Here is a 23,794-nt window from a genome sequence, read left to right as displayed (position 1 = left end):
CCGCGTCGGGTGGGCGCGGACGAGAAGGGTGCGTGCCGATGGCCGGGGACGTCCGGGGCGTCAGCAGACGACGGCTGGCCGGTGCGGCCATGGCACTGGGAGGCGCGCTGATGACGGGTTCCTCACCGGGTACGGCGGCAGCCACGGGCCGGGGGCGCACGCTGCGGCACGGCTCCGCCGAGCAGGCCGGGCTGCTGCCCGAGCACCTGGACCGCCTCGTGGCGGACGCGGAGACGTTCCTCGGCCCCTCCCCCGACCACCCCTGGTACGCGGGGGCCGTACTGCTCGCGGGGCGCGGCGGCACGGTGGCGCTGCATCACGCGATCGGTGACGCGGTGCGCTACGCGGCCTACGACGAGAAGAGCGACACGGCGGTGGAGCTGCCGCCCGGGCGGCGCATCGCGGCGGCCGACGACACCGTGTACGACCTCGCCTCGCTCTCCAAGCTGTTCACCTCGCTGCTCGCCGTCCAGCAGATCGAGCGGGGCGCGCTGCTCCTGGAGGAGCCCGTCGCCTCCTACCTGCCCGAGTTCGGGGCGGCGGGCAAACAGGCCGTCACCGTACGGCAGTTGCTCACGCACACCTCGGGGTTCCCGGCCTGGATCCCGCTCTACGGGGCTACGACGTACGAGGACAAGCTGCGGCTCATCTGGAACGAGCCGCCGGCGAGCCCGCCGGGCGGCACCTACCTGTACTCCGACCTCAATCTGATCTCGCTCCAGCTGGTCCTGGAGAAGATCACCGGCCGCCCGCTGGACGCACTGCTGCACGACGAGATCACCGCTCCGCTCGGGATGCGCCGCACGCGCTACAACCCGCCCGCGTCCTGGAAGCCGGGGATCGCCGCGACCGAGGACGCCCGCAAGCCCTGGTCCGGCATCGACCGGGGCCTGGTGTGGGGCGAGGTCCACGACGAGAACGCGTACTGCCTCGGCGGGGTCGCGGGCCACGCCGGGGTGTTCTCCTGCGCCTGGGACCTCGCGGTCCTCGCCCGGACGCTCCTGAACCAAGGCGCCTACGGCCGGGCGCGGATCCTGCGCCCCTCCTCCGTCGACCTGCTGTTCAGGGACTTCAACACGGCCTTCCCCGGCCATGAGCACGGCCTGGGCTTCGAGCTCTACCAGCACTGGTACATGGGCGCGATGGCCACGCCGCGCAGCGCGGGGCACACCGGGTTCACCGGCACCAGCGTCGTCATCGACCCCAGCACCGACACCTTCCTGGTGCTGCTCGCCAACTCCGTGCATCCGGTGCGCACTTGGCGCACCGGATCGGCCCCCCGGGTGGCCGCGGGCAATGCCCTCGCCCGGGCGGTCCCGGTACGGACGGAGCACGGCGGCCCGGCCTGGTTCGCGGGCATGGAGCGCGGGACCACCGCCACGCTCACGCTGCCCGAACTCCGCGTCACGGGCGGCCGGGCCCGGCTCGGCTTCTCCCTGTGGTGGGACACCGAGCCGGGCGTGGGCACCCTCGCCCTGGAGTCCTCGACGGACGCGGGGGCGACCTGGCGGCCCGTACCGTTCGCCACCACCCGCCCCGGCGAAGCGCCCCTCGACCGCCCCGACGGTTCGGTGACGGGGTGGTCGGGGCGGGTCTGGCACGAGGCGAGCGCGGACCTGACCCCCTGGCGCGACCGGCCCGTGCGGCTGCGCTGGCGGTACACGACGGGCCCGCTGTACGTCGGCCGCGGGGCGTACGTCGACGCGGTGCGGGTCGTCGACGGCGGCCGGGTCCTGTTCGACGAGACCCGGCCGGCCGACGCCGCCCGGATCGAGGCGGCCGGCTGGACCCGGTCCGCCAACTGACGTGCCTTGAAGTGGAGTTGGCGGGCGGCTCAGCGGCCGAGTACCGCCATCGCCGCGTTGTGACCCGGAATGCCGCTGACCCCGCCGCCGCGTACGGCCCCCGCTCCGCACAGCAGCACGTTCGCGTGGGCCGTCTCGACCCCCCAGCGGCCCGTCGCCCCGTCGCCGTAGGGGAAGGAGAGGGCGCGGTGGAAGATGTTGCCGCCGGGCAGCCGCAGGTCGCGCTCCAGGTCGAGCGGGGTCTTCGCCTCGATGCAGGGGCGGCCGTCGGCGTCCAGGGCCAGGCAGTCGGCGAGCGGCTCGTCGAGGTGGGCGTCGAGCTGGGCGAGGGTCGCGGCGAGGAGCAGCTCGCGCGCCTTGTCGTTGTCCTCGGCGAACAGCCGGGCCGGGGTGTGCAGCCCGAACAGGGTGAGGGTCTGGTAGCCCTGCCCGGCGAGTTCGGGGCCGAGGATCGAGGGGTCGGTCAGGGAGTGGCAGTAGATCTCCGAGGGCGGGGCGCTGGGCAGTTCGCCGCGCGCGGCCTCGGCGTAGGCGGTCGCCAACTGGCCGTATCCCTCGGCGATGTGGAAGGTTCCGGCGAAGGCCTCGCGCGGGTCGACCGCGGTGTCCCGGAGCCGGGGCAGTCGCCTGAGCAGCATGTTGACCTTGAGCTGGGCGCCCTCGGCCGGCTCGGGCGCCGCCTGACCGGTGAGTTCCGCCAGGGCCTGCGGCGAGGCGTTCACCAGGACGTGCCGGGCGGCCACCGCGCCGACGGCCCCGTCCCTGACGTAGTCGACCTCGGCCTCGGCGCCGTCGGTGCGGATCGCGGTCGCCTCGTGTCCGGTGACGATCTCCGCCCCGGCCGCCCGCGCGGCCCCGGCGAGCGCGTCGGTGAGGGCGCCCATGCCGCCGACGGGGACGTCCCAGTCGCCCGTTCCCTGGCCGATCACGTGGTAGAGGAAGCAGCGGTTCTGGGCGAGCGAGGGGTCGTGGGCGTCGGCGAAGGTGCCGATCAGGGCGTCCGTGAGGACGACTCCGCGTACCAGGTCGTCGCTGAAGCGGTCCTCCACGGCGACGCCGATGGGCTCCTCGAAGAGCATCCGCCACGCCGCGTCGTCGGCGACCCGCTCCCGCAGCGCGGCGGCGGTGGGAAGGGGCTCGGTGAGGGTGGGGAAGACCCGTTCGGCGACCCGTCGCGTGGTGTCGTAGAACGCCTGCCAGGCGCTGAACTCGGCGTCGGATCGGGTCAGTTGGCGGAAGGAGGCGGCGGTACGGTCCGTACTGGCGCCGACCAGCAGCCCCCCGGGGCGTCCCTCGCGCAGGGTCGGCGTGTACGAGGACACGGTGCGCTTGCGGACCGCGAAGTCGAGCCCCAGGTCGTCGACGATCTTCTGCGGCAGCAGCGAGACGAGGTAGGAGTAGCGCGAGAGCCGGGCGTCCACCCCCGCGAAGGGGCGCGTGGACACGGCCGCGCCGCCGGTGCGGCCGAGCCGTTCGAGCACCAGGACGGACTTCCCGGCGCGGGCGAGGTAGGCGGCGGCGACCAGGCCGTTGTGGCCACCGCCGACGATGACGGCATCGTAGAAATCACGGGCGAACGCGGTGCGTGCGGGCATGCCCTTTGGTAACACGGCCTGATCCCCCACGGAACCCCACCGGGCGCCGCCAAGGCCCGGCGCCGCCAAGGGCCAGCGCCGCCAAGGGCCAGCGCCGCCAAGGGGCGCGAGGAACTGCGCGAGCAACCACGCACGGCCCGCGGAAAGCAGCGGGAGCCCGGGGCGAAGCCCCGGAGAGGAAGCGGGGCCGGGGGCGAAGCCCCGGAAGGGACGCGGGGCCGGGGGAACAGCGCCCCCGTCAGTGGCGGCCGCTCCGGCGCAGGGCCGCCACCTTGCGGTACAGCTCCACCGCCTCCGGACCCCGGCCCAGCTGCTCCAGGCAGTTCGCCTCGTCGTTGCGGCTGGCCAGAGCGTCGGGGTGGTCGGCGCCGAGGACGCGCTCGCGGGCCTCGGCCACCGTGCGGTAGACGTCGAGCGCCTCCGGCCAGCGGCCCAGCCAGCCGAGGGCCACGGCGACCTCGCGGCGGCTGACCAGGGTGTCGAGGTGCTCGGGGCCAAGGACCCGTACGCGCAGCTCGCACACCTCGCGGGCCTCCTTGAGCGCCTCCTCCCAGCGGGCGAGGCGGCCGAGGTTGACGCCGAGGCCGTGCCGGGCGCGCAGCGTCTCCGGATCCTCGGGACCGTTGACCCGCAGCCGGTCCGCCACCAGCTCGCGGTAGAGCTCAAGGGCTTCCGGGCCGCGCCCGAGCCGACCGAGGCTGATGCCGATCTCGTAGCGGGCCGCCAGGGTGTCGGGGTGGTCACGGCCGAGGGCCGCCGCCCGGCCACGGGCGACCTCACGATAGGTGGCGAGCGCCTCGATCCAGCGCCCCAACAGGCCGAGCGCGTAAGCCACTTCGTACTGGGTGACCAGGGTGTCGGGGTGCCCGGCGCCGAGCACCCTGGCGCGGGCGGCGGCCACGTCCTGCGCCATCGCGCAGGACTCCTCCAGGCGGCCGAGCCTGCTGAGGTTGAAGGCCAGGTTGTGCCGGCAGCGCAGGGTGTCCGGGTCGTCGGGGCCCTGGGTGCGCTCGCGGGCGGCGAGGACCGCCACGTACACCTGGTGTGCCTCGAAGTGGCGGCCGAGACGGCCGAGGACGTACGCGGTCTCCTGGCGCGCGTCGAGGGTCTCGGGGTGGTCGGCGCCGAGCGAGCGGGCCCTGCCCTCGGCGACCCTGCCGAACTCGCGCAGCGCGTCGGCCGCCCGGCCCGTCCGGCTCAGCGTGAAGCCCATTTCGTAGCGGCTGGCGAGGGTGTCGGGGTGGTCGGGACCGAGGAGGTGGGCGCGCTCGGCGGCGACCGCCCGGTGCACCTCACCCGCCTCCGCCCAACGGCCGAGCCGGCCGAGGCTGAGCCCCGCGCTGTGGCGGCTGTCGAGCGCGGCGAGGACCTTGGGCGCCGGGGCGGGCCGCTCCGCCTCCCGTGGCGCGGGGGCGGCCGGTGCCCGGTGCGGGCCGGCGGGCGGCGCGGTCCATTCGCCGGTGAGACCCGCCGTGGGGTCGGGGTCGATGGCCGGGGTGAAGGCGCGGGTCGCCTTGTGGCCGGTGGTCATCCCCTTCGTCCAGGACGGCAGCCGGGGCGCGCGGCGCGGGGTCAGCGGCACGGGGTCGGCGAGCGGTCCCGCCCCGGCCCGGCCCGAGGCAAGCCTGCGCCCCAGCTCCCCCGCGTCGCACGGCCGTTGACCGGGGTCCTTCGCCAGGAGATCGAGGACGGCACGGTCGAGGAAGTCGGGGAGTTCGGCGCGGTGCTCGCGCAGCGGGCGGGGCTCGGTGTCGCGGTGGCCAACGAGCACCGACCAGGCGTCCTCCAGGTTGAACGGCGGCGCCCCGGTGGAGAGTTCGTACAGGACGCACCCGAGCGAGTACAGGTCGCTGCGGTGGTCGACCTCGGTGCCGGCGATCTGCTCCGGCGACATGTAGTGGGGGGTGCCCATGGCGATGCCGGTGCCGGTGAGCCGGCTGGTGAACCCGATGTCGGCGCCGAGCCGCGCGATGCCGAAGTCGCAGATCTTCACCGTGGCGTCGTCGAGGCGCATGATGTTGGCGGGCTTCAAGTCCCGGTGCACGATGCCCTGTTGGTGGGTGTAGGCGAGGGCCGCCGCGACCTGTTCGGCGATGTCGACGACGTCGTCCACCGCCAGCGGCCGCTGCTCGTTGTCGTCGAGGAGCTGGCTGAGGTTGCGCCCGTCGAGCAGTTCCATGACGAGGTAGAGCCCGCCCTCGTACTCCCCGAAGTCATGGACGACGGTGACACCGCGGTGCTGGAGCGCGGCGGCCACCCGGGCCTCGCGCCGGAAGCGTTCCCTGAGCACCCGCGTGAACGACTCCTCGTGGCCCGGGGCCAGGGGTTTGAGCAGCTTGACCGCGACGCGTCGCTCCAGCGATTCGTCGCGGGCCGCCCACACCTCGCCCATGCCGCCGCGCCCGATCAGATCGAGCAGCCGGTAGCGGCCGTGGATCAGCCTGGTGTCCGCCATCTGGTGCCGTCGCCCCCGTCACTGACCATGCGCCCTCCCCGGCCCGTCCAGTATGGCGGCCTGTTCGCGGAGTTTGTACGGTGCGGGGCGGGTCCCGGGCCCGAGCCGTTCGACGGCCCTGAGGATGTGCCGGGGCGGAAGCTGCCAGCGCACCGTCGCGGGGACGCGGCGCAGCAACGTGCCGGCGAACCTCAGGCGGCGGTCCACGGTGGACACGGCGGGGGCGGGGCGGCCGTAGAGCCGATGGGCGTACGGGGGCAGGGAGGCGTAGGAGAGCGCGGCCACGCGCCGCCACACCAGCTCGCGCGCCGGGACCAGGGGCCAGGGGGTGGGCGGACGGCGCAGGAAGTCGTCGACGGCCCGCGCGTCGGCGGTCATCGCGAGCCGGGGCCGTACGGAGTCGAAGTAGGCGGCCAGTTCGGCCACGCTGCCCGGCACGCCCGCCGGGTCGAGCCCCACCAGACGCGCGTCCACGCGGTGTTCGCCGACATAGCGGTCCGCCTGGGCGTCGCCGAGCCGGAAGCCGGAGCGGCGCACGACGCCGAGGTAGCTGTCGATCTCGGCGCAGTGCACCCACAGGAGCAGCTCGGGGTCGTCGATGCCGAACCGTTCGCCGGTGACGGGGTCGTCCGCCTTGAGCAGGGCGTGGATGCGGCGCACCCGCGCGCCCGCCTGCTCGGCCGCGTCCTTGGTGCCGTACGAGAGCGTGCCGACGAAGTTGGCGGTACGCATCAGCCGTCCCCAGGCGTCCTTGCGGAAGTCGGAGTTCTGCATGACTCCGCGCACGGCCCGGGGGTGCAGGGCCTGGAGGTAGAGCGCCCTGACGCCCGCGATCCACATCATGGGGTCGCTGTGCAGCTGCCAGGTGACCGAATCGGGCCCGAAGTACCCCGGGTCGGCATCCGTCATCCGCCACCTCCAGTGAGTGTGCACTCAGGACCGGGCGTGCTGTGACACCAGCAGGTTAGTCCGCGCCCCGCGCCCGGGGTACCCGCCCGGTGGGCCGGGCTGCTCCCCGGACGTCGGGTCAGCGCCGGACCCGGGGCATCCCCAGGCCGATCCAGGCGATGATCTCGCGCTGGATCTCGTTGTTCCCGCCGCCGAAGGTGAAGATCACGGCGGAGCGGTAGCCACGTTCGAGCTCGCCGTGCAGGACGGCCTTGGCGGAGCCCTCCTTCATCGGGCCCGCGGCCGCCACGACCTCCATGAGCGAGGCGTAGGCGTCCCGGCGGGCTTCGGATCCGTACACCTTGACGGCGGAGGCGTCCTGCGGGGTGAGGGTGCCTTCCTGGACGGCGTTGACCATCTGCCAGTTGAGGAGCTTCATCGCGTCCAGGCGGGTGTGGGTGCGCGCGAGGTTGCGGCGGACCCAGCCGAGGTCGATGACGCGGCGGCCGTCCGCGAGCTTGGTGTCGGCCGCCCAGCGCTGGACGTCGTGCAGGGCGCGGATGGCCATGGTGCCGTGCGCGGCCAGGGTGACCCGCTCGTGGTTGAGCTGGTTGGTGATGAGCCGCCAGCCCTTGTTCTCCTCGCCGACCCGGCGCGTGGCGGGGACCTCGATGTTCTCGTAGTAGCTGGCGGTGGTGTCGTGCGAGGCGAGGGTGTTGATGAGGGTGCAGCTGTAGCCGGGGTCCGACGTGGGCACGAGGAGCATCGTGATGCCCTTGTGCGCGGGAGCCTGGGGGTCGGTGCGGACGGCGAGCCAGACCCAGTCGGCGGTGTCTCCGTTGGTGGTCCAGATCTTCTGCCCGTTCACGGTGTAGGTGCCGGTGCTCTCGTCGCCCTCCCGCACCGCGCGGGTCTTGAGCGCCGCGAGATCGGTCCCGGCGTCGGGCTCGCTGTAGCCGATGGCGAAGTCGGTCTCGCCGGAGAGGATCCTCGGCAGGAAGTACGCCTTCTGCTCGTTCGTGCCGAACTGCATGATCGTCGGGCCGACGGTGTTCAGGGCCATCAGCGGCAGCGGGACCCCGGCCTGGGCGGCCTCGTCGAAGAAGATGAACTGCTCCATGGGGCTCAGGCCGCGCCCGCCGTACTCCTTGGGCCAGCCCACGCCCAGCCAGCCGTCGCCGCCGAGCCGCCGCACGGTCTCGCGGTAGAACCGCTTCTGGGCGGCCGGGTCGGCGTACCGGGCGTAGACGTTGTCCGGCACGAGCTCGGCGAAGTAGGTCCGCAGCTCGGTGCGCAACTGCTGCTGCTCAGGCGTGTATTCGAGGTGCACGGCCCCTCCAGGACGGTCGCGGTACGGCGGCGCACACAGTAGAACGTGTTCCAAGAATCTGGAAGGGGAGCGCCGCCCCCGCACCCGACGCGGGGTCCGCGCGTGCGGGCCGCCGGGCCCCACCGGCCCCGGGGGACTCCGGGGCGCGCCCGGGACACCCGATCGGCGCCGAGCGGTCGCCGAAGGACCGGCGTGCGGCGAGCATGGCCGAGGCGCGTGCGCCGCACCCGCACCCCTTCCGCACCCTCGACCGGAGGCCTCCGTGACCACTGCCCGTGACCTGATGACCGCGGACGTCCGCTGCGTCCCGGCGACCGAAACCCTCGACCGGGCGGCCCAGTTGATGCGCGACCACGGGATCGGCGCGCTGCCCGTCAAGGGCGGCGAGGGCGAGCTGGCCGGGATCGTGACCGACCGGGACATCGTGGTCAAGGCGCTGGCCGCGGGCAAGGACGCCGCGAAGGTGACGGCGGGCGACCTCGCCGAGGGCGGCGTGCACACCGTCGACGCCGGCGCGGACGCCTCGCTCGCCGTCAAGGCGATGAGCGAGGCGCGGATCCGGCGGATCGTGGTGGTCGAGGACGGCACGCCGGTCGGCATGATCACCGAGGCAGACCTGGCGCGCAAGCTCACCGCGGAGGCCTTCGCCTCGTACGCGGGCCGGGTGTACGCACCCTCCTGAGCGGGGCCCGGCGCACCCGCGCGAAAGGGGCGTGTGGGCCGGATGCGGCCCGGGTAGGCGGGGGCGAGAATGGTGCATTACCGGACGAACACAGGAGGCGGCATGAACGACCGGCCCGAATCCAGCCCGCACGAGCCCGTGACCCCCGACGCCCTGCTGCACACGGGATCCGGGGGCGAGGTCAGCGCCGAGGACATCGTGCTCGCGTCCGGGCGGGACGTCACCCCGGAGAACCTGGCCTGGGCCGAGCGCAAGCTGGCCGCCGAGGGTCCCGCCGCCCTCGACAAGCTGCTCCCCTGAGGGCCTGACCCGGGTGGGCCCCCGGGCGCGCTACGCGGTGAGGCGGATCTGCCGCAGGAAGGCCGCGTTGTCGGGGGTCTGCCTCATCTTGTCGAGCAGCGCCTCCAGGGCGCCGTGCGCGTCCTGGTGGTGCAGCGCCCGGCGCAGACCGCGCACCGCGCTCAACTCGCCCGGTTTCAGGAGGAGTTCCTCGCGCCGGGTCCCGGAGGGTGTGATGTCGACGGCCGGGAAGAGGCGCCTTTCGGCGAGGGCGCGGGTCAGGCGCAACTCCATGTTGCCGGTGCTCTTGAGCTCCTCGAAGAAGAAGTCGTCGGCCCGCGATCCGGTGTCCACCAGGGCGGTCGCGAGGATGGTCAGGGAGCCGCCCTCCTCGGTGAGCCGGGCGGCGCCGAACAGGCGCTTGGGGCCGTGCAGCGCGGCCGCGTCCACTCCCCCGCTGAGGGTGCGCCCGCCCGGGCCCGCCGCGTTGTTGTGGGCGCGGCAGAGGCGGGTCAGCGAGTCCAGGAGCACGACGACGTCCTGACCCTGCTCGACCAGGCGCTTGGCGCGCTCGATGGCGAGTTCGGCGAGCGCGATGTGCTCCTTCGGCGGCCGGTCGAAGGTCGAGGCGAGCACCTCGCCGCGCACCGAGCGCAGCATGTCGGTGACCTCCTCGGGCCGTTCGTCGATCAGCACCACCATCAGATGGCACTCGGGGTGGTTCTCGGCGACGGCCTGGGCCAACTCCTTGAGCAGGATGGTCTTTCCGGTCTTCGGCGGGGCCACGATCAGACCGCGCTGGCCCTTGCCGACGGGGGCGACGAGGTCGACGACGCGGGTGGTGAGCCGGTCGGGCCGGGTTTCCAGGAGCAGCCGCTCCCGGGGGTGCAGCGGGGTGAGGTCGGCGAAGTGCGGCCGGCGCAGCGGCGCCTCGGCCGGGCGGCCGTTGACGCGCACGATCCGCTCGGGCGCGGCACTCTCGCATTCGATGAAGTCGCCCTTGCGCAGGGCGTGTTGGCGGATGAGGGCGGGCGGCAGCTTGATGTCGCCGGGGCCGGGGGCGTATCCGGTGGTCCGGAGCCTTCCCTGGCCGCCGGTGAGGTCCAGGACGCCGGCGAGCGGGGCCCCGGTGGGGTGGTCGTGGTGGATGGGGGTGGGGTGTTCGAGCGTGCTCAGCACAGGGGGGTCCCTTCGCGCGACGGGGCGCAGGAGAAGTCCGGGCCGTACAGCGGCCGGGAGGGGAACAGCGGGCACCGCGCTGGAGGCGGCACCGGGAGGAAACGAGCACGGACGCCGCGAAGAAGGGGCGTACACACGTGCTGGTCGCAGAGTAGCACCCTCGGCGCCCGGCGGGGGAGGTGACGTCGGGACAACGGCTCGTTCTGGACACAACTCCCTTGCGAGGGCGGCCATTTGAGGACTGTCACAGACTTGCGGGGGCGGCTGTTCGAGGACCGTCACAGAAACGGCGGCCCGCCGTCCGCACCGGCCTGACGGCCTTCAGACGTCGGTGACGGCCGTGATCGTGCCGTCGGTCAGCGCCGCCACCAGGGCCGCGTGGTCGGCGGCGTTCTGGTCGGCGTAGCGCACCGCGAACGTGGCGACGGCTCGCTCGAAGGCGTCGGAGCCCCCGAGGTAGGCGGCGATCGCGATGCGGTCGCCGGAACGGGCATGGGCCCGGGCCAGAGCCGTGCCGCACAGGCTCGCCCAGCCGGCCAGCAGGTGCGGGGTGAGGCCGTCGAGCTCGAAGGAGCCCTGAGGGGCGCGGAGTTGGCGCCAGTAGTAGTGCCGCCCCTGCGGCCCGGTCGTCCAGCCGAGGAAGATGTCGGTCCCGGCCTGGATGAGGCGCTGGCCCGCGACCACCCGGTGGCCGTGGTGGGCGTGGGCCGCGCCGGGCAGATGCGGTTCGACGACCGACCGCTCGGCCTCCTTGATCTGGAGGAACAGCGGGTCGTCGGCGCCCCGGCCCTCCAGGAGCACGACATGGCAGCGGACGCCGACGCCGCCCACCCCGGCGGTCCTGCGGGCCGCGTCCACGAAGCGGTACCGGTCGAGGAGAACGCGCCGCTCCTCGGTCAGCGACGACCGGTAGTCGTGGAAGACCTTGCGCAGGGCCACCAGGTCGGCGCCGGTCACCGGATCGAGCAGCGGCGGACCGGCCACGATGCGGCGCGTCCCGTCACGGATCTCAGTGAGCCGGGCCGGCGTGCGCGGGCCCGCACGGCCGCGCGACCCGCCCGGGCCCGCTCCGGCGGCCCCGCCCCGGCCGGTGCGGCGGAGCAGGCGGGCGATGTCCCGGGGGTCGACGCGCTCGTACCAGACGTCCAGCTCGCCGCGGCCGGCCAGCCTGCGCAGGCCACGGCGGTACGCCTCCGCCGCCGCCAGGGCCGCGGCGCGCACGGCCTCGTCGGGGTGCCCGTTGTCGCGGGCGGCGACGGCGGCACCGGCGGCGAGGCGCTTGACGTCCCATTCGAAGGGGCCGGGGCACGTCTCGTCGAAGTCGTCGATGTCGAAGAGGAGGGTGCCGTCGGGTGCGGCGAACACGCCGAAGTTCAACGGGTGCGCGTCGCCGCAGAGTTGGACGAGGAGACCGGTGTGCTCGGATGCGGCGAGATCGGCGGCCATCACGGCGGCGGACCCGCGCAGGAAGTGGAAGGGGCTCCGGGCCATCCGCCCGTACCGGACCGGCACCAGTGCGGGCACCCGGGTGCGGGCCTGCCCCGCGAGGACGGCCAGCGGGTCGGGCCGGTCGGCGCCCGGGATCCACCGGCCGTGCGCCGAGCGGGAGAGCCGCTTGCGGGCGGCGCGGCCGTGCCGCGCCCGCTCGTCGGGGCTCCCCGCGGGGCGTGCGGCGGGGCTCGGGCTCGTCATGGGCACACACTCCGGCGTTCGTCCGGGGCGGGCGGGCGGTGGGCGGGCCGGTCCCGTGGGAAGGGCGCCTGCTGCGGCTTCCCGCCGAACCGAGCGTATCCACCCCGGGCGCTCCCGGCACCCGCTGCGCCGGCCGGCCTGGCCGTGCGGGGCGGGCACGGGGTGACGGTGTGCGGGACGGAGAGCGGGCCCACTCCCCCGGTCGAGCTGACCTGGGCCCCGCCGCTCGGCCTGGCCCGGGGGCCCGTCGAGGAGAGCACGGCGCCGCGTTGACGGGGTGCCCGGTGCGGCGGACCGGCTGAGCGGGCCGGGGCGGTGCGGGTCACTGGCCCGCGCCGCGCTCCTCGAAGACCTCGCGCGCGGCGGTGATGCCGTTGAGCGCGGCGGGGAAGCCCGCGTAGCCCGCCATCTGGGTGATGAGCTCGATGACCTCCTCGCGGGTGCCGCCCACGTTGAGCAGGCCGTGGATGTGGACGCGCAGCTGGGCCGCGGCCGTGCCGAGCGCGGTGCACATGGCGACGCTGGCGAACTCGCGCGACCTCAGGTCGAGCGCGGGGCGGGAGTAGATGTCGCCGAAGGCGAACTCGATGATGTAGCGCGTCAGGTCGGGGGCGATGTCCCGCATCGAGGCGACGACCTGGTCGCCCGCGTGCCCGTCGACCTCGGCGAGCTTGGCGAGCCCGCGCTCGTACCGGTCGCCCGGCAGGGGCTCGGTGTCGACCGGGGCGGCGGAGACGTCCGGGCGCTCCTCGAAGACGTCGCGGGCGACGGCGAGGCCGTTGAGGGCGGCCGGGAAGCCCGCGTACACCGCGGTGTGGATCAGGATCTCGACGATCTCGACCGGACTGACGCCGACGTTGAGCGCGCCGTTGATGTGGAAGCGCAGCTGGGGCGCCGCGTTTCCCATGGCGGCCAGGGCGGCCACGTTCGCGATCTGCCGCTGCCGCAGGGTGAGTCCGGGCCGGGACAGGACGTCGCCGTATCCGAAGGCGACGGTCATGTGGCCGAGGTCGGGGGCGATGTCGGCCAGGCTGTCCAGGACCGCCGGACGCTCCTGGCCGCCGACGGTCCGGAGCAGGGCGAGCCCGCGCTCGTACCGCTCGTCGGTGGTCTCGGCGCCACGGGAGGAGGTGGGGGCGTTGCGTGCGTCGTCTGCGTTGCTCATGGACAAGACGCTACGAGTTGGAGCGTGCTCTAACGCAAGCGGCCGTGCGTGCCCGGCGTGTGGCCGAAGGCCCGGCGGAACACGTCGATGAACGCGCTCGTCGAGGACCAGCCACACCGGTGGGCCACGGCGGTCACCGGCGTGTCATCGGCCAGCAGTTGCAGCGCCCGGTAGAGGCGGAGCTGGGTGCGCCACTGCGGGAACGTCATCCCGAGGTCGGCGCGGAAGAGCCGGGTCAGGGTGCGCTCGCTCGCGCCGACCCGCGCGCCGAACTCGGCGAGGCCGCGCCGGTCGGCCGGGTCGGCTTCGAGCAGGGCGCACACGGCGGCCAGCCGGGGGTCCTTGGGCGCGGGCAGGGTGACGGGCCGTTGCGGCGAGGCGCGCAGCTGGTCGAGCAGCACGGCCCGCAGCCGTGCGCCTTCGGGAGTGCCGTCGTCGGGCGCGCGGGTGTGGGCGAGGAGCAGCTCGCGCAGCAGCGGCCCGACCATGAGCACGGTCGGGGCGTCCAGACCCAGCGGGTTCTCGTCGGCGGCGATCCCCATCAGATGCAGCTCAAGGCTGCCGTGCGCCCGATGGGAGTGCACGGTCCCGGCGGGCACCCAGATCGCGCGGCTGGCGGGGGCCACCCAGGTGCCCGCCCCGGTCGTGACGGCGAGGACGCCGCGGCTGGCGTAGACGATCTGGTGGTCGTCGTGCCGGTGCGCCTCGATGCTGTCGCCGGGCGCCATCGGCTGGGCTCGGGTGGGGGCGACGGGGGTGTGGCGGATATTCGGCATTGCTTGGCAATTTATCGGAAGCGGGACAGCCGCGTCGCTGGCGATGATCGGGCCGTGCGGAAGATACAGCGTGGTGAGTACGGGAAAGAGCCGGTGCGCGGGATGCGGGGGCGGGGTGGCGGACTGCTGCGACGGCCGGTGTTCCTGCTGGCCGTGGGGCATTCCTGCGTCGATGTGTACCAGGGTGCGGTGGCGGCCCTGGTGCCGTTCTTCGTCGCCGAGCGCGCCTACTCCTATGCGGCGGCCTCCGGGATCGTGCTCGCCGCCTCGCTGCTGTCCTCCCTCGTGCAGCCGCTGTTCGGCGCGCTGACCGACCGGTGGGCGATGCCGTGGCTGCTGCCGGTGAGCACGGCGGTGGCCGGGGCCGGTATCGCGCTGAGCGCCTGCGGCGGCACCTACGCCACGACCCTGGCGACGGTCGCCGTGTCCGGGGTGGGCGTGGCCGCCTACCACCCCGAGTCCGCCCGGGTGGCCCGCCTGGCGAGCGCGGGCAGCCACACCGCGATGGGCTGGTTCTCGCTCGGCGGCAACCTCGGCTTCGCCGCGGCTCCGCTGCTCGTCGCGGGGGTCGTCGGGGTGGGCGGCCTGCGGGCGGCTCCGCTGCTCGTCGTGCCGGCCGCGCTCGGCAGTGTGCTGTGCGTGCTCGCCCTGCGGGCGGCGCGGTCGCCGGGGCGGCCCGGGGCGGGTTCCGGCCGGGTGGTGGGCCGGGACGACCTGGCCGCGTTCGTGAAGCTGTGCCTGGCCGTCGTCTGCCGCTCGCTGGTCTTCGTGGGGCTCGCGGCCTTCGTCGCGCTGTACGCGCGCCAACGGGTGAGCGGCGGCCAACTGGTCGGCTCCGCCGCCCTGTTCACCCTGTACGCGGGCGGCGCGGCGGGCACCGTGGTGGGCGGCAGGCTCGCGGCCCGCTGGGACCGGGTGCGGGTGGTGTGCTGGTCGTACGCGGCCGCGGTGCCGGCGGTGGCCGGGGTGGTGTTCGTGCCGGGGCCGGCCTTCTACCTGTTCGTCGCGCTGACCTCGGCCGCCCTGTACGTTCCGTTCTCCTTGCAGGTGACGCTCGGTCAGGACTATCTGCCCAGCCGGATCGGTACGGCGAGCGGGGTCACCCTCGGCCTGACGGTGAGCGTGGGCGGTGTGGCCAGCCCGCTGATCGGGGCCGCGGCCGACGCGACCTCGCTGCGCACGGCACTGGCCCCGCTCATCGTCTTCCCGGTACTGGCCTGGCTCCTCACCCGTACGCTGCCGGAACCCGCGCGGCCCGAGCCTGCGGACGTGATGCAGCGGTCGCCCAACTCCCCCGCTCCACAGGGAGGTTGAGCCGTCTCAAGGCCGGGATCCCGCCCGGATCGCGGTGGCCCCGGCGGCGATGGCGGCCGTGGCGGTGCGGGCCCGCTGGGCGAGTTCGTCCTGGGGCTCGGCGGGGCTGTAGACGACGAGCACCCGGTCCGCCTTGTCGAGGAGCAGGGCGTCCGGCGCCGGCGCGGTCTCCCCGTCGTAGGCGAGGGAGTTGACGCCTTCGAGGCCGGTGAGCCGGACCGACCTCACACGCTCGCCCCGGTAGACGTGGGAGCGGCGCAGCGCCCCGGCCAGCGCGGAGACGACGAGCCGGGTGCGGGCGAGCCGCGCGTCGGCGTCGACCGTCCGCACGTCCAGAAGGCCCTCGTCGAGGCGGGGCCGGTGCGAGGGGGCGAGCCCTTCGGGCTGGTAGTGCCCGTTGCCCGCGAACAGCAGCCACAGTGCCCGTGGGCGGCCGTCGACCTGGAGGCGGAGGGGGGCGGCGGTGCGCAACACCCTCACCAGCGCGATCGCGGCGGCCGGCCACTTGCCGATCCGGCCCTCCATGCTTTCGCGCAGCCGTACCAGATCGGGGTAGAGGCCGATGCTGAACGTGTTGACGAACGCGGTCACGTCCTGGCCCGAACCGTCGCGGACCCGGGCCAGGTCGACCCGGATCGCCTCGCCGTGTTCGAGGGCGTACGCGGTGTCCTCGAAGGCGGAGACGCCCGCGTCGAGGGCGAAGTGGTTGAAGGTGCCGCCGGGGAACACCGCGAGGGCGAGGCCCTCGCGGGCGGCGCGTTCGCAGGCGGCGTTGACGGTGCCGTCGCCGCCGCACACCCCGAGCACCCGGTCGAGCTGCCCGGCGCGCGCGACGGCTTCGTCGAGGAGCTCGCCGAGGTCGTCGTCCGGGCCGAGTTCGACGATCTCGGCCTTGGGCAGCAGCAGCCGCAGATGGTCCTGGGCGGGCAGCCGGCCCGGAACCCCTTTGCCGGAGCCGGAGTTGACGACCACCACCAGCCCCTCGCCGCGTGCCAGCGTGGGCGCCGCGGCGCGGGTGTGCAGCGGGTGCGGGGGGTGGGGCCGGGGCGGCCACCAGTAACAGGTGACGGCGGCCGCGGCCACGCCGAGCGCGCACCCGGCCAGGACGTCGCCCGGGTAGTGGACGCCGACGTAGACGCGGGAGAACGCCACGGCGGCGGCGAGCGGGGCGACCAGCGCCCCGTAGCGGCTGGATTCCAGGGCCACACCGGCGGCGAAGGCGGCGGCGGACGCGGAGTGCCCGGAGGGGAACGAGGTGGTGCCCGGCGCCTTCGCGAGGCGGCGCACCAGCGGCACCGCGTCGATGACCGGACGCCGGCGCCGGGTCGCGTACTTGGCGACGGTGTTGGTGGTGAGCGAGGCCAGCGCCAGGGCGCCGATCCCGCGCCGGGCGGCCCTGCGGGCGGTGGGGCCGCCGGCCACCGCGAGTACGCCGGCCGCGGCGAACCACAGCTTGCCGTGGTTGGCCGCGTGGCTCAGCCGGGGCAGCACCTGATCGGCGCCGGCGAGCCGCATGGTCGCCACCCGCTCGAACCAGCGGCGGTCGATGGTCCCCATCCGTGACATCGGTGACATGCCTCCTGCCTAGCCCGGATGGCGAGCGGCCGCCCGCCGGGTTCACCCGGACGGGCAGCTCCGCCCGAGGACCGCGAGCAGTGTCGGCACATGGCTGTGGTCGATGTCCCGCACGGCGGTGACCAGGGTCAGGGCGTGGCCCTCGGCGAGTGCGGAGAGGCGGTCGAGGGCCCGGGTCTGCTCGGGTCCTGCCAGTTCGGCCTCGTAGCGCTCCTGGAAGGCGGCGAAGCGGGTGCGGTCCTCGTGGTACCAGCGGCGCAGTTCCGTCGAGGGGGTGACGTCCTTGGGCCACTCGTCGACGGCCGCACGCTCCTTGGACAGGCCTCTGGGCCAGAGCCGGTCGACCAGGACGCGTACGCCGTCGGCCTCCTCGGGCGGGTCGTAGACGCGGCGGACCCGCGGTTCTCTGCTGCTCGGCATCGTGTCTCCCGGCTCTCGCTCCGCACGGCTGTCGACCGTCCAACCCTGTCAACGGCCGAGGGGTTCCGCGACCGGCGGGAGAGGTCCACGGCGAACGCGCGGGGCGGCCCGGCTCGGCCGGACCGCCCCGTCGCGAGACGAGCGCGTCAGACGCCGACGGTTTCCTCGATCTCCTCTTCCTCCTCCTCTTCGGCGGATTCCGCCGGTAGCGCGGCGGGGGCCGTCTCCTGGGGCGCGGCGGGGGCGGCCGCCCCCGCCGGGGCCCGGCGGCGTTCGACCGCGCCCGCGATCGCCGTCACGGCCATGCCGAGGAGCAGCCAGGCGGCGAGGACCCACACATCGCGGCCGAGGCCGTGGCCGCCGAAGTAGACCAGGTCGCGGATTCCCTCGACGAGCCCGGCGCCGTTCCAGAAGGCGTGCAGGCTGCCGAAGAAGCCGTTCTGCAGCTCGGGCCGGAACAGGCCGCCGGAGCTGGTGAAGTTGAGCATCACGAAGAGCACCATCACGGCGAGCGTGGTCCAGCGCTTGAGGAAGGTGTGCAGTCCGGCGCCGAGGAAGAGGATGCCCGCCGAGTACAGCCAGGACATCGCCCACACGCCCCACAGGCCGTGGTCGACGAGGTGGAACAGCGGTCCCGCGAAGGCGGCCCCGATCAGGGAGACCACGAAGGAGACCCCGGCCACGAGGGCCGCCCGGGTCCGCTGCGAGAGCCCGGCTCCGGCCGCGCCGAGGACGGCGACGGAGGCGTACGAGCCGATGCTCACGGCGATGAGCAGGAAGAAGATGCCCGATCCCGTCGGGTCGCCGGGGACCGGCGGGACGACGTCGGTGACCTTGAGGGGGACGCCCTGGGCGGTGGCCGCCGGGGTGAAGACCTTCTCGACGGCGGTGGCGCTCATGTCGGACCCGGCCGAGGCGACGACGAGTTCGGGGGCCTTCGCGTCCAGGACGTAGGCGCCGGAGATGTCCCGGTCCTTGAGCTGGTGGACGGCGGTCGCGCGGTCGGCGAGGGTGCGGACGTCGAGCTGGTCGCCGGCCTTGTCCTTCAGCGTCTGCGCGAACACCTTCGCCTCGGGGCCCGCTCCCACGACCGCGACCGGCAGGTGGTGCGGCTCGGGGGTGGCGAAGGCGCCCAGGTAGGCGAGTCCCATGCCGAGGCACATCAGCAGCGGGGTGATCAGATGCGTGAGGACGTGTCGCAGCGCGGGGTTCGACGGCGCCGTACGCACGTCGCCCGGCGCGGTGACCCGACCGGCCTTGTGGCCTCCGGACATGACAGGACCCTTCTGATCGGACCCGCGGCCGGAAGCGGCCGCGAACCCAATGGTTGGCTTTTACAACTCCTATGAGTTGTACTATACAAGCATCTCCTCGGGGAAGCCACCACGGTGGCGAGCGGGACCCGGCCGCGCTGAGATGGGGCCATGGACCGCCAGGTGAACCCGTGGTGGGCGGAGCTGCCCCCGGCGGCCGGAGCCGCCGTGATGGCCACCGCGATCATCTCCATCGGGCTGCATCTGACCGGCCACGAGGCGCTCTCCCGGGTGGGGCTCGTGCTCGCGGGCGCGCTGTGGCTGCTGCTCGCCGGGGACTTCCTCGCACGGTTCCTCGGCAACCGGGCCCGCTGGTCGGGGGAGGCCGACACCCCGCCCGCGCTCACCGCCGTCGCGGCGACCACGGTGCTCGGCACCCGGCTCTCCGCCCTGGGCTGGCAGACGCCGGCTGCGGCCCTGCTCGCGCTGGCCACCGCGCTCTGGCCGGTACTGCTGACCGCCGTCGTGCGCCACTGGCAGCGCCGCATGCCCGGCGCGGCCTTCCTGGTGTGCGTGGCCACCCAGGGCCTCGGCGTGCTCGCCGCGACGCTGTCCCTGGCCGACGGGGCCGCGTGGCTGGGGTGGGCCGCGCTCGTGGCGTTCGGCCTCGGCCTCGTCCTGTACGGCGAGGCGCTCGTCCGGTTCGACTTCCGCGAGGTGCGGGAGGGGGCGGGCGACCAGTGGATCGCCGGAGGGGCCCTGGCCATCTCGGCGCTCAACGCGTCGAAGCTGACCCTCTCCCCCCTGTGGACCGGCGCCGCGCACACGGCCCTGCGCACGGCCGCGCTCGTGCTGCTCGGCCTCAATCTCGCCGCGTGCGCGGTGCTGCTCGCGGCCGAGGTGTACCGGCCGCGCCCGCGCTACGACATCAGACGCTGGTCCACGGTCTTTCCGCTCGGCATGACGGCGGCCGCCGCGCTGTTCACGTCGGCGGCCACCGGTATCGGCGCGCTGCACACGCTCGGCGAGGTCGTGCTGTGGATCGCGGTGGCGGCCTGGCTGCTCGTGCTCGCCGGATTCGCGCGATCCCAACTGCCGTACGAAAACGGCTAGTTGACCCTCCGACGCTCGGCACGCGACCGCCGGACCAGGTCGTCGGCGGCCCCGGCCCACTCGGGATGCCCGAAGGCGAAACCCGCGTCGAGGAGGCGGCCGGGCACCACGCGGCGGCTCTTGAGGAGCAGTTCGGTGTCCGAGCGCAGGGCGAACGCGCCGAGTTCGGCCATCCACTTCGTCGCGGGCAGCCCCACCGGGACGCCCCGTGCGGCGCGCAGGGCCCGCATGAAGTCGCGCTGCGGCAGCGGAACGGGCGCGGCGAGGTTCACCGGTCCGGTCAGGTCCTCGCGCTCGACGAGGAACTCCACCGCCCGGACGAAGTCGTGGTCGTGGATCCAGGACACGTACTGGGCGCCGCCCGCGACCGGCCCGCCGAGGCCCAGCCGGACCAGCTTCAGGAGCACGTCGAAGACGCCCGCGCGGTCCGGGCTCATCACCATCGCGGAGCGCAGCGCGACCTTGCGGGTCCTCGGCGTGCGGACCTGCTCCTGGGCCGCCTCCCAGGCCTTGGCGATCTCGACGCTGAACCCCCAGTAGCCGGGCACGTCCGGCTCGGCGCCGCCGACGACTCCGTCCGCCTCGTCGTTGGCCGCGTCGAAGCGGTGGGCGTACACGGTGGCGGTGCTCATCTGGAGCCAGAGCTTCGGCGGTCGCGCGGCGGCCTCGATCGCGTCGCCCACGACCCGGGCCGAGCGCACCCGCGAGTCCATCATGGCGCGCAGGTTGGCCTCGGTGTAGCGGCAGTTCACGCTGCGGCCGGCCAGGTTGATGACGACGTCGCTGCCGTCGACGACGTCCCCCCACGCACCCGGCGTCTCGCCGTCCCAGCCCACCTCGCGCTCGCGGCGCGGCCGGCGGGTGAGGATCACGACGTCGTGGCCGGCGGCCGTCAGCGCGCGGTCCAGGATCGCTCCGACCTGCCCGGTTCCGCCGGGAATCACTATCTTCATTGCGCCCCCTCGATGTGGAAGCGACCCTAGCGCATCGAATTGAACGCGTTCAAAGCAGCCCGATGATCACCCGGGTGGCTCGTCTGCGGTGGTCCCGGGGTCCGGGCGGGCCGAGACTGGGAACGGCTGCCGGATCGGACCGCGCGGCGTGCGAGCCGGCGGCCGCAACCCAGGAGGTAGCCGTGGTCGACAGTGAGGCGTGGGGGGACGAGGTCTATCAGCCCGACGGATCCGAGGTACAGGACGACGAGGGCATCCTGGGCGCCGAGGACACCCTGGACGACGGCCCCCAGGACCCCCTGGACGTGGGCTACTCCCCGCCGGAGCGCCCCTGGGCCGTGGAGCGCCCGGGCGTGACGGCCGCCGAGCGGCTGCGCGGCGACAGCCTGGAGCAGCGCCTGTCCGACGAGGTCGCCGAGGTGTCGGCGGCCGACGGCGACGGCATGGGCGACACCTGGGACACCGACGGCGAGCCGCGCGACAACGAGGTCGGCGGCGCCCGCGCCGGACGCCTGGTGGCCCCGGACGAGGGCGCCCACCCCGACGACGAGACCCGGATGCTCGCCACCGACGTGGGCATCGACGGCGCCGCCGCGTCGGCGGAGGAGGCGGCCATGCACATCGTCGACGAGGACGACACCGAGTACCTCGACGGATACGAGGACCCCGCCGGCACCCGCCAGTCCGGCGAGAACCGCTGACCGACACCCCGGAGCACCCATGCGACGCGACAAGCAGCCCTCGTACCAGCCGGTCGTCTTCCGTGACCGGGCGGCCGGATTCGCCTTCCTGACCCGGTCGACCGCGACGAGCGAGGAGACGATCGACTGGGACGACGGCAACACCTACCCGGTCATCGACGTGGAGATCTCCGCGGAGAGCCACCCGTTCTACACCGGCCGGGCCAGGACGGTGGACACGGAGGGGCGGATCGCCCGCTTCGAGCGCCGGTACGAGGGCAAGGAGTGACCTCGCAGGTCCGGCGGCCCCGGCGCCCCTGACCGGCCCCGCACCGGCAGGGTGCGTCGCGTGATACTGGGGTGGTCACACTCCGCACGCCTCGCCCTGGAGGTCCTGGTGAACATGCTCATCAATGTGCCCGAGACGGTCGTGGCGGACGCGCTGCGCGGCATCGCCGCGGCGCATCCCTCACTCACGGTCGACGTCGAGAACCGCGTGGTCGTCCGGCGGGACGCGCCGGTGGCCGGGCAGGTGGCCCTCGTGTCCGGCGGCGGGTCGGGGCACGAGCCCCTGCACGCGGGATTCGTGGGGCCCGGGATGCTCTCCGCCGCATGCCCCGGCGAGGTGTTCACCTCGCCCGTGCCGGACCAGATGGTGCGGGCCGCGGCGGCCGTGGACGGCGGCGCCGGGGTCCTGTTCGTCGTCAAGAACTACACCGGAGACGTCCTCAACTTCGACATGGCGGCCGAGCTGGCCGAGGACGAGGGGGTCGCGGTCGCCAAGGTGCTCGTCGACGACGACGTCGCGGTGACCGACAGCCTGTACACGGCGGGGCGGCGCGGCACCGGCGCGACCCTGTTCGTCGAGAAGATCGCCGGGGCGGCCGCGGCGGAGGGCGCACCCCTTGAGCGGGTCGAGGCGATCGCGCGCCGGGTGAACGCGAACGCGCGCAGCTTCGGGGTGGCCCTGACCGCCTGTTCCACCCCCGCCAAGGGCAGCCCCACCTTCGAACTCCCGCCGGGTGAGCTGGAGTTGGGGGTGGGCATCCATGGCGAGCCGGGGCGCGAGCGGCGGGCGATGATGACCTCGCGGGAGATCGCGGACTATGCCGTACAGGTCGTCCTCGACGATCTGCGGCCCACCAGTCCCGTGCTGCTCCTGGTCAACGGGATGGGCGCCACTCCCCTGCTCGAACTGTACGGATTCAACGCCGAGGTGCACCGGGTGCTGGCGGAGCGCGGGGTACCGGTCGCCCGTACGCTCGTCGGGAACTACGTGACCTCCCTGGACATGGCGGGCTGCTCGGTGACGCTGTGTCAGGCCGACGAGGAGCTGCTGCGGTTGTGGGACGCGCCCGTCAACACGCCCGCCCTGCGCTGGGGTTGCTGACCATGCCCGAAGGAGTGCTTGTGCTCGACGCCGCTTTCACGCGCCGCTGGATGTCCGCCACCGCCGCCGCGGTGGACCGGGAGGCGGCCCGGCTGACCGACCTCGACTCGGCGATCGGCGACGCCGACCACGGGGCCAATCTGCAGCGCGGCTTCAACGCCGTGACCGCGGTGCTCGACAAGGAGGCGCCGGACACCCCGGGAGCCGTACTCGCCCTCGCGGGGCGGCAGTTGATCTCCACGGTCGGCGGCGCCTCGGGCCCGCTGTACGGGACGCTCCTGCGCCGCACCGGCAAGGCGCTCGGGGACGCGGCCGAGGTGAGCCGGGAGCAGCTGGCCGAGGCGCTCGGCGCCGGGGTCGCGGCGGTCGCGCAGCTGGGCGGCGCGGCGGCCGGGGACAAGACGATGCTGGACGCGCTGCTGCCCGCCGTCGAGGCGCTCGGCGAGTCGTTCGCGGCGGCGGCCGAAGCCGCCGACTCGGGCGCCCTGGCGACCGTGCCGCTGCGCGCCCGCAAGGGGCGGGCCAGCTATCTCGGCGAACGGTCGGTGGGCCATCAGGATCCCGGGGCGACCTCCTCGGCACTGCTGATCGGCGCGCTGGCCGAGGCCGCCGCGTGAGCGCGCCGGGCCCGCTGGTCGGGGTGGTCCTGGTGTCGCACAGCGCGGCCGTCGCGGCGGCCGTCGCCGAGCTGGCCCGGGGCCTGGCCGCGGGCGGCGCCACCGCGCCCGTCGCGGCTGCGGGCGGGCTGCCCGACGGGAGCCTCGGCACCAGCGAGGAACTCATCGTGCGGGCGGCCGAGTCCGTGGACCGGGGTGCGGGCGTGGCCGTCCTCGTCGACCTGGGCAGCGCCGTCCTCACGGTCAAGGCGCTGCTCGCCGAGGGAGACGAACTGCCGGACGGAACGAGGCTGTTGGACGCCCCGTTCGTGGAGGGCGCGGTGGCCGCGGTGGTCAGCGCCTCGGCCGGGGCGGACCTGGACGCGGTACAGGCCGCGGCGGCGGAGGCGTACGGGTACCGCAAGGTGTGAGGCGACGGGTACCGCAAGGTGTGAGGCGTACGGGTACCGGGCGGCGTGAGGGCCGGCGGGCGGGGAGTGCGGGCCCGGAGGCCGCCCCGGTGCGGTCGGCCGTTGGCGGAGCCATTCCGGCCGGAGGTCATCCGCGGCGCACGCCGAGTACACCAAGGGGCTCGGCGCGGAGGCCGACGCCTTCGCCCCGCGCCGGTTCCTGACCTGGATCGCGCGCGCCTCG

22 protein-coding genes and 1 pseudogene are annotated in these 23,794 nt (G+C 74.3%); 11 read left to right on the top strand and 12 right to left on the bottom strand.

The genetic code is table 11. From position 1 onward, the window contains the following. The first annotated feature begins 38 nt into the window (after window positions 1–38). On the top strand, window positions 39–1,805 hold the full coding sequence (locus ACFYZA_RS01885) for a serine hydrolase (protein ID WP_388486303.1): 1,767 nt from the start codon (window positions 39–41) through the stop codon (window positions 1,803–1,805). 29 nt (window positions 1,806–1,834) lie between these two features. Here the strand turns inward: ACFYZA_RS01885 and ACFYZA_RS01880 are convergent, their stop codons facing one another. From ACFYZA_RS01880 to ACFYZA_RS01865, 4 genes are all read right to left on the bottom strand, one after another. Further along, window positions 1,835–3,400 carry a phytoene desaturase family protein gene (locus tag ACFYZA_RS01880; RefSeq protein ID WP_388486301.1) on the bottom strand — a complete coding sequence of 522 codons (1,566 nt, stop codon included), beginning with the start codon at window positions 3,398–3,400 and terminating at the stop codon, window positions 1,835–1,837. A gap of 238 nt (window positions 3,401–3,638) precedes the next feature. Continuing rightward, a complete protein-coding gene (locus ACFYZA_RS01875; protein WP_388486298.1) occupies window positions 3,639–5,855 on the bottom strand; it encodes a tetratricopeptide repeat protein in 2,217 nt (738 codons plus the stop codon). An 18-nt stretch (window positions 5,856–5,873) separates the two neighbouring features. Next, window positions 5,874–6,764: an oxygenase MpaB family protein gene (locus tag ACFYZA_RS01870; RefSeq protein WP_388486296.1), complete on the bottom strand. Its 891-nt coding sequence runs from the start codon at window positions 6,762–6,764 to the stop codon at window positions 5,874–5,876. Window positions 6,765–6,882: 118 nt separating this feature from the next. Beyond that, window positions 6,883–8,073: an acyl-CoA dehydrogenase family protein gene (locus ACFYZA_RS01865; RefSeq protein WP_388486294.1), complete on the bottom strand. Its 1,191-nt coding sequence runs from the start codon at window positions 8,071–8,073 to the stop codon at window positions 6,883–6,885. 262 nt (window positions 8,074–8,335) lie between these two features. On the opposite strand from ACFYZA_RS01865, the gene ACFYZA_RS01860 reads away from it, so the two are divergent. Together ACFYZA_RS01860 and ACFYZA_RS01855 are read left to right on the top strand one after the other, a co-directional pair. Further along, window positions 8,336–8,755 carry a CBS domain-containing protein gene (locus ACFYZA_RS01860; protein ID WP_382587549.1) on the top strand — a complete coding sequence of 140 codons (420 nt, stop codon included), beginning with the start codon at window positions 8,336–8,338 and terminating at the stop codon, window positions 8,753–8,755. Window positions 8,756–8,857: 102 nt separating this feature from the next. Further along, window positions 8,858–9,055, top strand: a complete 198-nt coding sequence (locus ACFYZA_RS01855) for a hypothetical protein (protein WP_382587552.1) — start codon at window positions 8,858–8,860, stop codon at window positions 9,053–9,055. Between the two features lie 30 nt (window positions 9,056–9,085). On the opposite strand, the gene rho is transcribed toward ACFYZA_RS01855, so the two are convergent. Further along, a complete protein-coding gene (gene rho / locus ACFYZA_RS01850; RefSeq protein WP_388486292.1) occupies window positions 9,086–10,288 on the bottom strand; it encodes a transcription termination factor Rho in 1,203 nt (400 codons plus the stop codon). A gap of 246 nt (window positions 10,289–10,534) precedes the next feature. Next, window positions 10,535–11,905: a DUF2252 domain-containing protein gene (locus tag ACFYZA_RS01845; RefSeq protein WP_388486290.1), complete on the bottom strand. Its 1,371-nt coding sequence runs from the start codon at window positions 11,903–11,905 to the stop codon at window positions 10,535–10,537. Window positions 11,906–12,061: 156 nt separating this feature from the next. On the opposite strand from ACFYZA_RS01845, the pseudogene ACFYZA_RS01840 reads away from it, so the two are divergent. Continuing rightward, window positions 12,062–12,175 (top strand): annotated as a pseudogene (locus ACFYZA_RS01840) (D-2-hydroxyacid dehydrogenase family protein); the annotation flags it as partial. A 52-nt stretch (window positions 12,176–12,227) separates the two neighbouring features. On the opposite strand, the gene ACFYZA_RS01835 reads toward ACFYZA_RS01840, so the two are convergent. Next, the gene (locus tag ACFYZA_RS01835; RefSeq protein WP_388486289.1) at window positions 12,228–13,070 is read right to left on the bottom strand and encodes a carboxymuconolactone decarboxylase family protein; all 843 of its coding nucleotides are present in this window, start codon (window positions 13,068–13,070) and stop codon (window positions 12,228–12,230) included. A gap of 29 nt (window positions 13,071–13,099) precedes the next feature. Beyond that, a complete protein-coding gene (locus tag ACFYZA_RS01830; protein WP_388486286.1) occupies window positions 13,100–13,846 on the bottom strand; it encodes an AraC family transcriptional regulator in 747 nt (248 codons plus the stop codon). A gap of 102 nt (window positions 13,847–13,948) precedes the next feature. On the opposite strand from ACFYZA_RS01830, the gene ACFYZA_RS01825 reads away from it, so the two are divergent. Further along, complete coding sequence (locus tag ACFYZA_RS01825; RefSeq protein ID WP_388487950.1) at window positions 13,949–15,160, top strand: MFS transporter; 1,212 nt, start codon at window positions 13,949–13,951, stop codon at window positions 15,158–15,160. Window positions 15,161–15,166: 6 nt separating this feature from the next. Here the strand turns inward: ACFYZA_RS01825 and ACFYZA_RS01820 are convergent, their stop codons facing one another. The 3 genes from ACFYZA_RS01820 to ACFYZA_RS01810 form a co-directional block, all read right to left on the bottom strand. Continuing rightward, window positions 15,167–16,726 carry a bifunctional phosphatase PAP2/diacylglycerol kinase family protein gene (locus tag ACFYZA_RS01820; protein WP_382587924.1) on the bottom strand — a complete coding sequence of 520 codons (1,560 nt, stop codon included), beginning with the start codon at window positions 16,724–16,726 and terminating at the stop codon, window positions 15,167–15,169. A 51-nt stretch (window positions 16,727–16,777) separates the two neighbouring features. Continuing rightward, entirely contained in the window at window positions 16,778–17,155 is a 378-nt protein-coding gene (locus ACFYZA_RS01815; RefSeq protein ID WP_388486284.1) for a DUF488 domain-containing protein, read from the bottom strand. A 146-nt stretch (window positions 17,156–17,301) separates the two neighbouring features. Next, window positions 17,302–18,429 carry a hypothetical protein gene (locus tag ACFYZA_RS01810; RefSeq protein WP_382587569.1) on the bottom strand — a complete coding sequence of 376 codons (1,128 nt, stop codon included), beginning with the start codon at window positions 18,427–18,429 and terminating at the stop codon, window positions 17,302–17,304. A 150-nt stretch (window positions 18,430–18,579) separates the two neighbouring features. On the opposite strand from ACFYZA_RS01810, the gene ACFYZA_RS01805 reads away from it, so the two are divergent. Continuing rightward, window positions 18,580–19,521 (top strand): tellurite resistance/C4-dicarboxylate transporter family protein, encoded by a 942-nt coding sequence (locus ACFYZA_RS01805; RefSeq protein ID WP_388486281.1) that lies wholly within the window; start codon window positions 18,580–18,582, stop codon window positions 19,519–19,521. On the opposite strand, the gene ACFYZA_RS01800 is transcribed toward ACFYZA_RS01805, so the two are convergent. Beyond that, window positions 19,518–20,474: a TIGR01777 family oxidoreductase gene (locus ACFYZA_RS01800; RefSeq protein ID WP_388486279.1), complete on the bottom strand. Its 957-nt coding sequence runs from the start codon at window positions 20,472–20,474 to the stop codon at window positions 19,518–19,520. The genes ACFYZA_RS01805 and ACFYZA_RS01800 overlap by 4 nt on opposite strands. Window positions 20,475–20,656: 182 nt before the next feature. Between ACFYZA_RS01800 and ACFYZA_RS01795 the strand changes: the two genes are divergently transcribed. From ACFYZA_RS01795 to ACFYZA_RS01775, 5 genes are all read left to right on the top strand, one after another. Next, window positions 20,657–21,175 (top strand): DUF5709 domain-containing protein, encoded by a 519-nt coding sequence (locus tag ACFYZA_RS01795; protein WP_382587578.1) that lies wholly within the window; start codon window positions 20,657–20,659, stop codon window positions 21,173–21,175. 19 nt (window positions 21,176–21,194) lie between these two features. Beyond that, window positions 21,195–21,443: a type B 50S ribosomal protein L31 gene (locus ACFYZA_RS01790; protein WP_382587581.1), complete on the top strand. Its 249-nt coding sequence runs from the start codon at window positions 21,195–21,197 to the stop codon at window positions 21,441–21,443. A gap of 108 nt (window positions 21,444–21,551) precedes the next feature. Further along, window positions 21,552–22,544 carry a dihydroxyacetone kinase subunit DhaK gene (gene dhaK, locus ACFYZA_RS01785; RefSeq protein ID WP_388487947.1) on the top strand — a complete coding sequence of 331 codons (993 nt, stop codon included), beginning with the start codon at window positions 21,552–21,554 and terminating at the stop codon, window positions 22,542–22,544. 20 nt (window positions 22,545–22,564) lie between these two features. Then, the gene (gene dhaL / locus ACFYZA_RS01780) at window positions 22,565–23,161 is read left to right on the top strand and encodes a dihydroxyacetone kinase subunit DhaL (RefSeq protein WP_388486277.1); all 597 of its coding nucleotides are present in this window, start codon (window positions 22,565–22,567) and stop codon (window positions 23,159–23,161) included. Then, window positions 23,158–23,571 carry a PTS-dependent dihydroxyacetone kinase phosphotransferase subunit DhaM gene (locus ACFYZA_RS01775; RefSeq protein ID WP_388486275.1) on the top strand — a complete coding sequence of 138 codons (414 nt, stop codon included), beginning with the start codon at window positions 23,158–23,160 and terminating at the stop codon, window positions 23,569–23,571. The genes dhaL and ACFYZA_RS01775 overlap by 4 nt, the downstream gene beginning before the upstream one ends. Window positions 23,572–23,794: the final 223 nt, after the last annotated feature.

This window comes from Streptomyces sp. NPDC001828 (assembly GCF_042892175.1).
GTDB lineage: Bacteria > Actinomycetota > Actinomycetes > Streptomycetales > Streptomycetaceae > Streptomyces.
This window is presented reverse-complemented; position numbering and strand designations above follow the sequence as displayed.